Raw genomic sequence first — 13,799 nt, 5'->3', positions numbered from 1 at the left:
CAATAGATGAGCACTCTCATCCGTGCGGTGAGCCTTGCGCAAAAGCGCAGAATTCAAAAGCAAGCTTCGGAGTGCGCCTCACAGCCTCCGTCCCTAGAGTGCATGGCATTGCAACCCACCTCGTGAGCCGTGCACCATGATGAACGTGTCCACCCTTCTGCCCCACAGCGCCCCCATGCCCACCCGCCACCGCCCCAACACCAAAGCCGCGCAGGCCGCCGCCACCCAGGCCGACCCGCGCTGGGCGGCGGTGGTAGAGCGCAGCACTGGGGCCGATGGAACGTTCTGGTACTCGGTGCAGACCACGGGCGTGTACTGCCGCCCCAGCTGCGCGTCGCGCACGCCCCGGCCGGAGAACGTGCTGTTCCATGCCAGTTGCGATGAAGCAGAGCGCGCCGGGTTCCGCCCCTGCCAGCGCTGCAAGCCGCGCCAGGCCACTGCGCTGTCACACCACGCGGCCCTTGTGACGGAGGCCTGCCGCATCATCGAAAGCGCCGCACCCGGAGACGCCCCCACGCTCGATGCACTGGCAGCGCGCGTGGGCCTGAGCGCCTCACACCTGCACCGCATCTTCAAGCAGGCCACGGGCCTCACCCCCAAGGCCTATGCGGTGGCCCAGCGCGCACAGCGGCTGCGCAGTGCGCTCGACAGCCCAACCACGGACTCGGTGACGGACGCGATCTATGGCGCGGGCTATCAGTCCAGCAGCCGGTTTTACGAACAGTCGGCCCAGGTGCTGGGCATGCGGCCCAGCCAGTACCGTGCGCGGGGTGCGTCGCAAGACATCCGCTTTGCCATCGGCCAGTGCTCGCTGGGCGCCATTTTGGTAGCGCAGAGCGACCGGGGCATCTGCGCGATCTTGCTGGGCGACGACCCCGACGCGCTGCTGTGCGAGCTGCAGGACCGGTTTGCGCAGGCCCGCCTGATCGGCGGCGACGCCGCGTTTGAAGCCCTGGTGGCGCAGGTGGTGGCGTTTGTCGAGGCGCCCGGCCTGGGGCTGAACCTGCCGCTGGATGTGCGCGGCACCGCGTTCCAGCAGCGGGTATGGCGGGTGCTGCAGGCCATCCCGGCCGGACAGACGGCCAGCTATGCCGAGGTGGCTCAGCGCATTGGCAGCCCCAAGGCCGTGCGGGCCGTGGCCCAGGCCTGCGCGGCCAATGGGCTGGCCGTGGCCATTCCCTGCCACCGGGTGGTGAAGAGCGATGGCGCGCTGTCGGGCTACCGCTGGGGCGTGGAGCGCAAACGTGCCCTGCTGGCGCGCGAGTCCGACGTAGAGGCGGCCCCGCTGCCGGCGGAGAAGGTGGCATGAGCTTGGCGGCTCTTTCAACTCTTTCAACATCCGGCACGCCAGCGGACGGCCTGTGGCACCAACGCGCGGCCGCTATCGATTGGCAAAGCACCACCGACGCCGTGCACCAGCAGGGCAATGCCGTGCTGCCCCAACTGCTGGACGCCACCGAATGCGCCGTGCTGACCCGGCTGTACGGGCACGCGCCAGAGGGCACGTTTCGCAGCCGCGTGGTGATGCAGCGCCACGGCTTTGGCCAGGGTGAATACCGGTACTTCTGCTACCCGTTGCCCGACCTTGTGGCAGGTCTGCGCGAGGCGCTGTACCCGCATCTGGCCCCCATCGCAAACCAATGGAACACCGCGATGGGCATCGACGTGCGCTACCCCGCGCAGCATGCCGACTTCATCGCCCGTTGCCACGCCGCCGGCCAGGTGCGTCCCACCCCGCTGCTGCTGCAGTACGGGCCGGGCGACTACAACTGCCTGCACCAGGACCTGTACGGCGAGCATGTGTTTCCGCTGCAGGTGGCCATCCTGCTGTCGGAGCCGGGGCGAGACTTCACCGGCGGCGAGTTCGTGCTGACCGAGCAGCGCCCGCGCATGCAGTCGCGTGCCGAGGTGGTGCCGCTCTCGCGCGGCGACGCCAAGGTGTTTGCCGTGCACCACCGCCCCGTGCAGGGCACGCGCGGGCCGTACCGCGTGCAGATGCGCCATGGCGTGAGCCGCCTGCGCAGCGGGCAGCGGAACACGCTGGGCATCATCTTTCATGATGCTGAGTGACGCTGCGCCCACAGTGACCGCAGTGCCCTTGCAGGCAGCACACTCACCCACAACGACCCATGCCATGACCGCCAGCCTGTTCGACGACCCACCCCAGCCTGCCGGGCCACCCGAGGTGCTGGAGCCCGGCGCCGTGGTGCTGCGCGGCTTTGCGCTGGCCCAGGCGACGGACTTACTGACTGCGGTGCAGCAGATCACCGCCCAGGCGCCCTTCAGACATCTGGTGACCCCCGGAGGCCTGACCATGTCGGTAGCCATGACCAACTGCGGCGCGTTGGGCTGGGTAAGTGACCGCAGCGGCTACCGCTATGACCCCATCGACCCGCAGACCGGCCAGAGCTGGCCGACCATGCCGCTGCTGTTTCGCCAACTCGCGCGCGAAGCAGCTGAAACGGCTGGCTTCGCCGGTTTTGCGCCCGACGCCTGCCTCATCAACCGCTATGCCCCCGGCGCGCGCCTGTCACTGCACCAGGACCGTGACGAAGGCAACTACGCCCATCCCATCGTGTCCGTGTCGCTGGGCGTTCCGGCGATGTTTCTGTGGGGCGGCGCGCAGCGGGCGGACAAGACCCGCCGCATCGCGCTGCTGCACGGCGATGTGGTGGTGTGGGGCGGACCGGCGCGCTTGCGCTTTCATGGCGTGCTGCCCCTGCCCGAGGCGCACCACCCGTTGACGGGTGCGCACCGCATCAACCTCACCTTCAGAAAGGCCGGTTGAGGTCGTCTCGGCGACTCTGCTCGACTCAACGCGTGGCGTAGCCTGTCCAGCCGCCAATCGATGCCAACAGTTTGTCGGCCTGGGCGCGCCCTTTCAGGTCCTGGGCGATGGTGAGCTGCCGCCCGCCCCGCAGCTCGGCTGTGATGCGGTAGTAAACGTCGCGTTTGCTGTTGCTCTCCACCGTGTAGCTCTCCACCACCCGCAGTCGGGCAATGTCGTGCGGGGGCACCTGGTGCCAGCGCAGCATCAGGCCCAGCAGACGCCGCTCGGTGCGCAGGCCGTTGTGGTCCAACTGCACCCGCAGGCTGTTGGCCAGGGCGTAGAAGCTGCCCAGCAGCACCAAACCGCCCACACCGCCAAACAGCAGGCGGAACAGCCACGGCCCGACCTCGCCCGAGGACTCCTGCTCCCAGGGCACCAGCGCCCCGACCGTCAAAAACACGGCCCCCATCACTGCCAGCGCCAGCTTGAGTCCCCACCACCGGCCGGCCGGAAAGTACATGGCCACCCCGCCGGGTATGCGCTCCACCCGCCCGGGCATGCCCGCCGTTAGCGGCTGGCCGCTGCTGCCCGCACTGCCCTGCGCGGCGCGGGTGGGGCGCAGCACATGCACCAGCAGACCCACGCCCACGCCGCCAAACACCACCACAAACACCATCTTCAGGGCCAGCAGGCCGGGCCGCAGGCTGCGGTCAATGACGGCCTCCGACGGGTCGGACGGACTGACCCACACCTGGACCGGCGCGCCATCGCGCAACGCCTGCTCCAGCCGCGCACCCAGCGCTTCCTGAAAATCGCCCACGTTGTCGCCCCCGCCACTGATCGCGACACGGTCACCCTGGTACTCACGCCCCGCCACCTGGTAGCGGTAGCTGGCCTTGACGGTGTAGGAGCTGGATTTGCTACTGCGGCTGCTCTCCAGGCGCGCCGCCACCAGCGTGGCAGGCAAGGGCTGCCACCACTGCATGCGTGCCCAGTCGTACAGCGTGGGCAGCACGCTGAGCAGCAGCATGCCCACGCCCACGGCTGCAAATGGCAGGGCAAACAGGCCCAGCAGCCAGCCGCCGGCGCGCTGGGTCTTGCCTGCAACCGAGCTGGGCGTGCGTTGCGCGGCGGGTGTGGATGAGTGTCTGGCCATGAATCAACGGGGAAAAAGACGCTGCCCACTGGCGGGCTGAGAATGCCGGGGGATTGGCTGCCTGCCGGCCGATGGAGACCACGAACCTTGCCATGCCAGATTCTGCGGCGCGCTCCAGCACAGCGCAATCACCTGTGCGGGTGGCTGGCCCCATACGATCCGCTTACGGGTCTTTTGTGGTGTTTGGGGCCACAAGCGCTAGTCGAACATACCCCAATAGCTATCGCTTGTATAGCAAACACCATACGTCAGCAGCGCCTCCAGATCCGCCGCCATCTGCCATCACCCCCTCCATCTTTGACAGAATGCGTGCATGGTCAACGCCCCTCCCCCCTCCAGCATCGCCCCCAGCGCTCGGCCCGCCCAGTTCTGGCTCATGAAGTCCGAGCCGGACGAGTGCTCCATCGACGACGCTCTGGCCGCGCCCGGCGCGACTGTGCCCTGGACCGGCGTGCGCAACTACCAGGCCCGCAACTTCATGCGCGATGCGATGCAGGTGGGTGACGGCGTGCTGTTCTATCACTCCAGCTGCCCCGAGCCCGGCATTGCCGGTCTGGCCCGCGTGGCCAGCGGCACCCGCGCCGACCCCACCCAGTTCGACCCCGCATCGCCTTACCACGATCCCAAGTCCCCGGCAGACAACCCTCGCTGGCTGTTGCTGGACGTGCAGGCCGTTCGCAAGACGCGACTGATCAGCCTGGCCGAGCTGCGCGCCCACCCGGCACTGGCGGACATGCGGGTGCTGCAAAAGGGCAGCCGCCTTTCGATCACGCCGGTGGAGGCGTCTGAGTGGGACTACATCACTGGGGTGCTGATGCAGGGCGACTGATAGGTATTGGTGCAGTGGGGCCCAGGAAAGGTCACAAGCTGCGCTCGGCCGACACATGCCCCTTGTCGGCGTACATGGCCTGGTCCGCCGCACGCAGCAGCTCGAAGCTCGTGGTGCCGTCGCGGGGGTAAAGCGCCGTCCCCACGGCTGCTGACACACGGACCACGCGGCCCCCGCCCAGGTCAATGGGTTGTTCAATGGCCGCCATCACCCGGCACAGCGCCTGGTCCACCTCGGCCGGGTCCTTCACGGCGGTGAGCACCAGAACAAACTCATCCCCCCCGATGCGGGCGGCCGTGTCGTTGCCCCGCACCTGCTCCAGCAGGCGGCGGCCGGTGATCTTGAGGACCTCGTCGCCCATGTCGTGCCCATAGCGGTCGTTGATGGGCTTGAAGCCGTTGAGGTCGAAATAACACACTGCTGCCTGGGTCTGGGTGCGGTCGCTCAGCGCAAAGGCCTGGGTCATGCGGTCGGCCAGCAGCAGCCGATTGGGCAAGTGGGTGAGCGCATCATGGAACGCGATGTGCTCCACCTGCTCCTGGTACTGCTTCATGGCCGTGATGTCCTGCATGAGCCACAGCGACTCGCCCTGCCCCTCCAGCAACACCCCGTTGACGTCGATCCACACGATCTCGCCCGTCACCTTGCGCATGCGGCGCTGCTGCCGGTAGTGCTGGCCGGAGGCCAGCACCGCATAAGCGTCGCGGCCAAAGGCCAGAAAGTCTTCCTGGTCCACGTACATCTCTTCGGTTGTGCGCCCCTGCAGCGTGCCGGGCGCATAGCCAAAGATGCGTTCCAGCGCAGGGTTGCGCCAGACGATGACGCGGTCCTTGACCTTGGCAATGCCGATCAGGTCGTTGTCCAGCATCGCCTGCTGCTCCAGGTTCAGCGTGTGCAGTTGCTGGCGCGCGGCATGCAGCTCGCTCACGTCGTACATGATGGAGCGGCTCATCACGTAGTCGCCCTGCGCATTGAGGATGGCGGTGGACGACACGCTCACCCGGCGCTGCTCGCCACCCCGGCCGCACAGGTTGAACTCCAGCGGCCCGATCTTGCCGTTCTGCAAGAACACCGGGAAACACGCGTTAAACAGTGCCTTGCCTTCGTCGTCGAAAAAGTCGGCCGGCCCCAGCTTGCCAATCACCTCCTCGCGCGGCAGACCCAGCCATTGCAGGGTCAGCAGGTTCAGGTGCACGTACTTGCCTTGGCGGTCGAGCGCGTAGTACCCGCAGGGCGCGTTGTCGTACAGGTCCTGGAACCGCTCGGAGGCCTGCGCCAGTTCGGCTTCGAGCTGGCGGCGCTCGGTCACGTCGCGCCCTACCGACTGCCACTCCACCAACTGGCCGTCGTCGTCATAGAGCGCCCGGTTGCTGAACTGACACCAGCGGATGGCGCCATCGCCCGCCACCACGCGGTTTTCCACCACCACCAGGGGCTGCGCGGGGCTGACACCCTGCAGCGCCCGCGTGACCATGGGCAGGTCGTCCGGGTGCACGATAGGCGCCCACACCTGGCCCACGACCTCGTCGCGGCGCAGGTGGAAGAGACGGCAGAACGCCTCGTTCACAAAGGTCATGCGGTTGCTGGCGTCAAACCGGCAAATCATCTCGGTCTGGTCCTCCAGGATGGAGAGGTACCGCTGCTCGCTCTGGTGCAGGGCCTGCGTGCGCTCGGCCACACGGTGCTCCAGCTCGGCATTGGCGCTTTGCAGCGCGGCACGCCCCTCCAGCAGGCCTTGCGCCATGTTCTCCAGGGCCGAACGCAGGTGCTGAAACTCCAGCGTCTTCACATCCACATGGAGTGCGGCAACCTCTCCCGTGGCTTGCACTTCTTGTGCGGCGTCGGCCAGGCGCTCCACCGGCTGGCTGAATCGCCGTGCCACCCAGTAGGCCAGCCCGGCGAGCAAGGCCGCCATCAGCCCCAGCAACAGCGCCAGCAGGGTGTGCAGACGGCTGATGGGCTGCAGGGCCATCTCCAGCGGCTGCCGCGTGACCAGCAGCCAGCCCAGGTCGGTGGCGGTCTGCGCACGCACCGACACCACCGCAGTCAGGTACGGCTGCGGGGATGCACCGCCCCACGACATCACGCGGAAAGCGCCGGGCTCCGGCAGGATGGGCAAAGACGCACGGGGCTGATCCACCGCACCTTCGGTGTTGATCACGCCATCCTTGTTGACCAGCATGACCTCCAGCCCACTCGCCAAGGGCGAGGCCGGGCTGGCGCGCTGGATGATGTCCTGCACCCAGGCCCAGTTCACATGGGCCGCAATGACGCCCTTGAAGGCCGAGTCCTGACCACGCACCGGCGAGGCATAGTCCATGAAGCGCAATGGCACCTGGCTGCCCGGCGCGCGCAGCAGCTTGTCCAGCAGCACCGCGTCGTGCGCATCGCCCACGTAGGGGCCCTGGCTGCCCGCGCCAAACCAGGGCCGCTGGGACACATCCTGGCCCTGCAGCAGGTTGCCCGTCGCCACCTGTACCACGCCCTGGGTGTCGGTCACACCGATCCATGAATAGAACGGATAGGACTGCCGGATCTGCTCCAGGTGGGCCTGCAGTTGCGGGCTGTAGCCTGAGCCCTGGGTCAACATGGGCAGGTGGCTCAGCAGCGAAATCTCGCGCTCCCGCTCTTGCATGCCCTGGGCCAGTGCCAGCGCAATGGGCTGGCTGGAGTTCATGAGCGACTGCCCGCTGAGGTCCGTGAGCTGGCGCGTCAACAACTCGTCGGCCAGCAAGCCCACCGCCAGGCCGGTGGCCACTGCAGTGCCGCCAAACAGCAGGGTCAGGCGCGCTCGCGTGGTGTGCAGCCAGCGGGACACGGAGGAAGTCAGACGCATGGAATCGGAAAATGCAGGGTGCAGAACGCCTCCATTCTGTCAGCGAACCCTGCGCCGCATACGCAGTGTGGCGCAAAGCAGCGCGGGGAGAAACCCGCATGCATGTCCTCTATGCTGGCGCCATGCACGCCACCAAAACCCTGCTGATCGTCTACCACTCCCACACCGGCGGCACCCGCCAGATGGTGGAGGCCGCCTTTGCTGGCGCCCAGGCGGCTGACAGCGGGGTGGCAGTAAGGCTCTTGCCTGCACCCGAGGCCCAGGTAGCCGATGTATTGGCTGCCGATGGCTACCTGTTTGCCACGCCTGAAAACCTGGCGGCTGTGAGCGGGCTGCTCAAGGACTTTTTTGACCGCACCTACTACGGCGCACTCGACCGGATCAATGGCCGCCCCTATGCCAGCCTGGTCTGCGCTGGCAGCGACGGCACCAACGCAGCCCGCCAGATCGCACGGATTGCCACCGGCTGGCGCCTGCGGCCTGTGGCAGACCCACTGATCGTCTGCACCCACGCGCAAACGCCCGAGGCCATCCTGGCCCCCAAGCAGATTGGCCCGGCCGACCTGGAGCGCTGCCGCGCGCTGGGAGAGGCCATGGCGGCGGGACTGGGGATGGGGGTGTTTTAGAGCGGCTGACAAGACTCGTCTGGCGTCGTTGCTGTGTCTTGTCGTACTGCTCGTACTGCCTGCGACACAGCGCCTAGCCAGAACCGCTTCGCTGAGTTTTGTCAGCCGCTCTTAGGCTGCCGCCGCCAGTTCAGGCGCTTGGTACACCAGCACCTTCAGCGCGCGCTGCGGATCCACATCGGCAAACACGGGTGGATTGGCCACACGCTCCACAAACCGCAGATCAGGCGCCAGCTCCTGCATCTGGTCCTGCAAGAAGGCCAGACCCAGCTCCGGCGCATTGAGGCACAGCAGTGCATGGCCGCCAGGGGCCAGCAGGTCGGGCAGGCGGCGCATCAGGCGGGCGTAGTCCTTGGTGGCGACAAAGCTGCCCTTCTGGTAGCTGGGCGGGTCCACGATGACCAGGCCATACGGGCCGCTCCGGTTAATCTTGCCCCAGCTGCTGAAGATGTCGTGCGGCAGGAAGGTGGCGCCCGAGGTGATGCCGTTGAGCTGGTGGTTCTGCTGCCCGATGCCGATGGCGCCATGGCTCATGTCCACATTGACCACCTGCTTGGCGCCCGCCTGAAGCGCCACCACCGAAAACGCACAGGTGTACGCAAACAGGTTCAGCACCTTGAGGCCATAGCGGTCCTGGCTGCGCGCGGCGGCGTAGTCGTGCACCCACCGGCGGCCTGCGGCCATGTCCAGGAACAGGCCATGGTTCTGGCCGCGCAGCACATGCACGCGGTAGCGCACGCCCGCTTCGGTGACCACATGGGGGTCGGGCACGGCACCGGCCATCAGGCGCGTTTCGCTGCGCCCTTCAATGCGCAGGGCCTCGCCCCGATGCTGGAACACCCAGTTCAGCGGCTCGCCCGCAGGTGCAATTTGAGACCAGCGCACCTGCAGCGCAGCGCCAATGGTCTCCAGTTCGGCGTCGCTGGCTGGGGCAAAGCTGGTCAGCACCAGCACCGGCGGGTACGCGTCCAGCACCCACTGCTCGCAGCCCGGAAACGCCCCACCCCGGCCGTGGAAGACGCGCTGGGCGTCGGTGGGCAGGGGCATGGCGGCAATGGCGTCGAGCAGGGCTTGCATGGAGAAGAATGGCGGCAAAAAGACAGTTTGAGAATCAAAACGGCACCAAGCGCTAGTCCATCATGCCTGAGCAGCTATTGATTCAATAGCAATGCAGCATTATCGCTGCCAGCGCTGGCGCAAACACCCGCCAGCGACAGCGAATGCCATCGGCCTGCCTACACCGGCCCATCGTCGCCAGACAGCCCCTGCCGCCCCAGCCACTGCTTGCGCGAAGTGCGCAGCTTGAAGCGCTGGCGGTAGGCCCCTGGCGTCACCCCCGCCACGCGGGTGAACACCTTGCGAAAACTGCCCGTGTCGTTGTAGCCGCATTGCTGCGCCACGTCGTCCACCGTGAGGTAGGTGGTCTGCAGCAGCGCCTGGGCCTGGGCCATGCGCAGCCGGTGCAGGTAGTCCTGCGGTGTTTCCCCATGCACCTGGGCAAACCAGCGCAGCAAGGTGCGTGGGCTGGTGGCGGCGGCGCGGGCCGTGGCCTGCAGGCTGTAGGGCTCGTTGCGGTGGTCCTGCAGCCAGCGCCGCGCCTGCTCCAGCGCGCCCGCAGCCAGGGGGTGGCCCGTGGGGGTCTCCATGGCCGTAGTGGCGGTCAGCTGGCGCTGGGGGTCGAACAGCAGCGCGTGCGATGCGGCCTGCGCCAGCTCGGCCGCCGGTGTCTGGGCCAGCAGGTCCAGCATCGCCGCCGGGGTGTCTTGCAGCGAGGCCGTGGTCCACAGGGCGCCATCGCGCTGCCAGGTTCGCTCCCGCTGCCAGATCACTTCCGCCACATCGGCAGTCTTGGCGCCGCTCTCGCTGGACTGCAGCACGATGGACGGCGCAAACACCCAGGGCAACGCCGCCTTGCGCCCCGCCAGCAGGCCACAGTGCGCCAGCAGGCTGGACCCGTTGAACAGCGCTGCCACCAGCCCGCCCCGCTGCAGGTGGCCCCGCAGCATGGCGCCAAAGTGCTGGCTGTAGCGTTGACTGATCTCGCGCAATTGCGGCCCGGTGGGGACCAGCCAGCCGGGGATGACGACCACATCCAGTGCCTCAGGGCCCAGGTCTGCGCCGGGCACCGGCGGCGGTGTGGCATCGCGCTCCTGCGGCATGCGCAGCCAGAACCAGCGCACCACAGGCTGCGCGCCCCCGGGGCGCATCGCCGCCAGCATGTTCATGGCGCGCAGGGCGTCCACTGCAGCGGCGGCGGTGCTAGCAATGCTGCCGTGCCCCCAGAGGATGCCCACGTTCAGGCAGGACGGCAGTGAAGTTTTGGCAGTCGGCATGATGGCGATCTTGCCACCCTTTGTGGCCAAACCGCCACCGCTTGACAGTGTTACCGGGCAGTAGCATGACCATGCGACGACAGCGCCACGCAGCCATTGCCCTGCGTTGCGGGACCACACAAACGGAGACACTCACCCATGCACGAACCCTCAACCCACCGCAGCCTTTCAATGGCCCTGACGACCCTGGCTGCAGCCTGCACCACCCTCTTCCTGACGGGCTGCGCCAGCCAGCCAGGCGCTGCAGGCACAGACCGCAGCGTGACCATTGAGCGCACCACCTACGGCGTTCCGCACATCACCGCGAACGACCCCGAGTCGCTGGCTTACGGCGTGGCGTACGCCTACGCGCAAGACAACGTCTGCATGACGGCCGACCAACTCGTGACCGCGCGCGGCCAGCGCAGCAGCACCTTCGGCGCGCAGACCATCGGGCTGCTGGGCCGCCGCTACATCCCCAACGCGCAGATCGACCTGTTCATGGCCGCCCACATGGACGACGCCATGCTGGAGCGCGCGTGGGCCAAGACCAGTGCCGAAACGCAGGCCCTGGCGCGCGGTTATGTGGCTGGCTACAACCGGTTTCTGGCCGACAACGCCGCCACCCTGCCCGAGGCCTGCCGGGGCAAGCCCTGGGTGCAACCCATGACCATGGCCCAGTACCGCCGCATGGCCGAGGTGGTGGCCGTGCAGGCCGGCATTGCCGCGCTGGCCGACGGCATGCTGGGCGCCCAACCGCCCGCCGCCAAGGCGGCGCAGGCACCCGCCGCTGACGTGAACCTGGCCGATGCCGCCCAAGCGCTGCGCGATGTGGGCCTGCTCGACTCGCCCCTGGGCTCCAACGCCTGGGCCTTTGGCAAGGACGTGACGGCCAACGGCAGCGGCATGCTGCTGGGCAACCCGCACTTCCCGTGGAGCGGCCCCAACCGTTTCTATGAAATGCACCTCACCATCCCCGGCCAGATGGACGTGATGGGCGTGGGCATCGGCACCTACCCGATGGTCTCCATCGGCTTCAACAAGGACGTGGCCTGGTCGCACACGGTGTCCACCGGCAAGCGCTTTACGTTCTACGAAGTGACGCTGGCCGAAGGCGACCCCACCACCTACCTGGTGGACGGCAAGCCTGAGAAGATGACCGCCCGCAAGATCAGCGCCCAGGTCCCCAGCCCGGATGGCAAGCTGCAGATGCGGGAGCACACCGTGTGGTCCACCCGCTGGGGCCCGCTGGTGGTGGTGCCCCGCGCGGGCCTGACCTGGAACGCCAAGACCGCCTACGCCCTGCGCGACGCCAACACCGGCAACACCCGCATGATGGATGCGGCCCTGGCCTTTGCGCGTGCCCGCTCGGTGCAAGACCTGCACAAGGCCCACGCCAACCTGGGCCTGCCCTGGGTGAACACCCTGGCGGCGGACCGCAGCGGCCAGACCATGTATGCCGACGTGAGCGTGGTGCCCGATGTGGACGCCGCCCAACTCGCCCGTTGCGCCCCCAGCCAGCCCGCCGCCGCACTGCGCGCTGCAGCCGGCCTGGTGGTGCTGAACGGATCACGCGCCGAGTGCGACTGGCGCCGCGACAGCGCATCACCCGTGCCGGGACTCATCCCCATCGGCCGCATGCCGGTGGCCTTCCGCACAGACTGGGTGCACAACAGCAACGACAGCTTTGTCTACACCCACCCCGGCCAGAAGTTTGAGGGCATCTCTCCCCTGGTGGGCGACGCCAGCCTGACCCGGCCGCGCACCCGCGCCGGTCTGGCCGAGATTCCTGAAATGCTCAGCCGGGGCAAGGTCACGCTGCAGGCCATCCAGGGCCAGTTGTTCGAGAACCGCAACTTCATGGCCCGGGTGGTGGTGCCCGACCTGCTGGCCGCCTGCGACAAAGCGCCCACAGCCGAATCCCGCGACGGCTGCGCGGCCCTCAAAGGCTGGGACCGCCGCAACAACGTCGACGCCCGCAGCGCCCATGTGTTCCGCGAGTTCTGGCGCACCGCGCGCAACATCCCCGGCGTGCACCGCGTGCCCTTCGACCCTGCGCAACCCGTGGCCACCCCGGCAGGCCTGAAGATGGATGACGCCACCACCGCCGCCAAGGTGTGGGAGGCGCTGGACGGCGCCGTCAAGGCCATCCGCACCAGCGGCTACACGCTCGACGCCACGCTGGGCAGCGTGCAACGCCCCGCCATCACCGAAGAAGCGATTGCGCTGCACGGCGGCGAGGAGTTTGAAGGCGTGCTCAACAACCTGGGCCGCCAGGAGCCCGCGCCCATCACCAAGGCAGGCCTGCGCATCGACTACGGCACCAGCTATGTGCAGACCGTGACCTTCGACGCCAAGGGCCCGGTGGCCCAGGCCATCCTGACCTACGGCCAGTCCACCAACCCCGCGTCGCCCCACGCCAACGACCAGATGCGCGAGTTCTCTGCCAAGCGCTGGCACACCCTGCCCTTCCACCGCGACGACGTGGTGAAGGCGCGCGTGGGCGAACCGCTGCGGCTGGTGCGGCCTTGAGCGCCTGCGAGCACTGCGCCTTTTTTACAGGGCGGTGCCTCGCAGGTGCAAGGCCACATGCTGCAGCAGCATGATGGTCTTGCCGTCCTGGATCGTGCCGTTGGCAATGCCGGCCAGGGCGTCGGCCAGCGGCATCTCGATCACCTCGATGTCTTCACCCTCCCCCTCCAGCCCGCCGCCGCTGCGGATGCGGTCGCCGGGTTCGTATTCGGCCACGAAAAAGTGCAGCTTTTCCGTCACCGAGCCAGGGCTCATGTAGGCCTCGAACACCTTGCACGGCTGGCGCACGCGGTAGCCGGTTTCTTCCTCGGCCTCGCGGCGGATGCAGGTTTCGGGGTCGTCACCGTCGAGCAGGCCCGCGCAGGTCTCGATCAGCAGGCCGTCAGCGCAACCGTTGAGAAAGGCGGGCAGCCGGAACTGGCGCGTCAGCACCACGGTGCTGCGACGCGGGTCGAACAACAGCAGTGCGGCACCATTGCCCCGGTCATAAGCCTCGCGGCTCATCGTCTGCCATTGGCCATCGCGCCTGCGCAGCGAGCAGGTGACCTTGCGCAGCACATACCAGTTATCGGAGAGCACCTGGACGTCCAGCAGCTTCACATGCTCGGTGCGGGCGTTCAGCTCGGCGATGGGGACATCGGGCACGGGGCGGCTCATGCAAAGCTCCCTTCGGACTGGCTCGGATGGCAACTTACGGCAGGCGCCAACGCTGACGCGGTGCGGTCTGGTGGTTTGTGC

Annotated in this window: 11 protein-coding genes; 6 read left to right on the top strand and 5 right to left on the bottom strand. The window is 67.8% G+C overall.

The window, feature by feature from the left end:
• Nucleotides 1-136: 136 nt before the first annotated feature.
• The 3 genes from ada to alkB all read left to right on the top strand — a co-directional run bounded on the left by ada (nt 137) and on the right by alkB (nt 2,788).
• Nucleotides 137-1,309, top strand: coding sequence for a bifunctional DNA-binding transcriptional regulator/O6-methylguanine-DNA methyltransferase Ada (gene ada / locus C380_RS11525; RefSeq protein WP_015014025.1), 1,173 nt, complete (start codon nt 137-139; stop codon nt 1,307-1,309).
• Nucleotides 1,306-2,070 carry a 2OG-Fe(II) oxygenase gene (locus C380_RS11520; protein WP_015014024.1) on the top strand — a complete coding sequence of 255 codons (765 nt, stop codon included), beginning with the start codon at nt 1,306-1,308 and terminating at the stop codon, nt 2,068-2,070. The genes ada and C380_RS11520 overlap by 4 nt, the downstream gene beginning before the upstream one ends.
• A gap of 64 nt (nt 2,071-2,134) precedes the next feature.
• Entirely contained in the window at nt 2,135-2,788 is a 654-nt protein-coding gene (alkB, locus tag C380_RS11515) for a DNA oxidative demethylase AlkB (RefSeq protein ID WP_015014023.1), read from the top strand.
• Between the two features lie 25 nt (nt 2,789-2,813).
• On the opposite strand, the gene C380_RS11510 is transcribed toward alkB, so the two are convergent.
• A complete protein-coding gene (locus C380_RS11510; RefSeq protein ID WP_015014022.1) occupies nt 2,814-3,926 on the bottom strand; it encodes a DUF3592 domain-containing protein in 1,113 nt (370 codons plus the stop codon).
• Between the two features lie 313 nt (nt 3,927-4,239).
• On the opposite strand from C380_RS11510, the gene C380_RS11505 reads away from it, so the two are divergent.
• Nucleotides 4,240-4,755 (top strand): EVE domain-containing protein, encoded by a 516-nt coding sequence (locus C380_RS11505; protein ID WP_015014021.1) that lies wholly within the window; start codon nt 4,240-4,242, stop codon nt 4,753-4,755.
• Between the two features lie 31 nt (nt 4,756-4,786).
• Here C380_RS11505 and C380_RS11500 read toward each other — a convergent pair whose 3' ends face one another.
• Nucleotides 4,787-7,591 carry a PAS domain S-box protein gene (locus tag C380_RS11500; RefSeq protein WP_015014020.1) on the bottom strand — a complete coding sequence of 935 codons (2,805 nt, stop codon included), beginning with the start codon at nt 7,589-7,591 and terminating at the stop codon, nt 4,787-4,789.
• 122 nt (nt 7,592-7,713) lie between these two features.
• Here C380_RS11500 and C380_RS11495 point away from each other — a divergent pair, with 122 nt between their 5' ends.
• Nucleotides 7,714-8,217, top strand: a complete 504-nt coding sequence (locus tag C380_RS11495) for a flavodoxin family protein (protein ID WP_043566440.1) — start codon at nt 7,714-7,716, stop codon at nt 8,215-8,217.
• 111 nt (nt 8,218-8,328) lie between these two features.
• On the opposite strand, the gene C380_RS11490 is transcribed toward C380_RS11495, so the two are convergent.
• Both C380_RS11490 and C380_RS11485 read right to left on the bottom strand, forming a co-directional pair.
• Nucleotides 8,329-9,294, bottom strand: a complete 966-nt coding sequence (locus C380_RS11490) for a class I SAM-dependent methyltransferase (protein ID WP_015014018.1) — start codon at nt 9,292-9,294, stop codon at nt 8,329-8,331.
• A 158-nt stretch (nt 9,295-9,452) separates the two neighbouring features.
• Entirely contained in the window at nt 9,453-10,550 is a 1,098-nt protein-coding gene (locus C380_RS11485; protein WP_148279952.1) for a GlxA family transcriptional regulator, read from the bottom strand.
• 138 nt (nt 10,551-10,688) lie between these two features.
• Between C380_RS11485 and C380_RS11480 the strand changes: the two genes are divergently transcribed.
• Complete coding sequence (locus tag C380_RS11480; RefSeq protein ID WP_015014016.1) at nt 10,689-13,061, top strand: penicillin acylase family protein; 2,373 nt, start codon at nt 10,689-10,691, stop codon at nt 13,059-13,061.
• A gap of 24 nt (nt 13,062-13,085) precedes the next feature.
• On the opposite strand, the gene C380_RS11475 is transcribed toward C380_RS11480, so the two are convergent.
• The gene (locus C380_RS11475; protein WP_015014015.1) at nt 13,086-13,718 is read right to left on the bottom strand and encodes an NUDIX domain-containing protein; all 633 of its coding nucleotides are present in this window, start codon (nt 13,716-13,718) and stop codon (nt 13,086-13,088) included.
• Nucleotides 13,719-13,799 lie beyond the last annotated feature (81 nt).

This window comes from Acidovorax sp. KKS102 (assembly GCF_000302535.1).
GTDB lineage: Bacteria > Pseudomonadota > Gammaproteobacteria > Burkholderiales > Burkholderiaceae_C > Acidovorax.
Note: the sequence above shows the minus strand (reverse complement) of the source record. Positions and strands in the feature narration are given on the sequence as shown.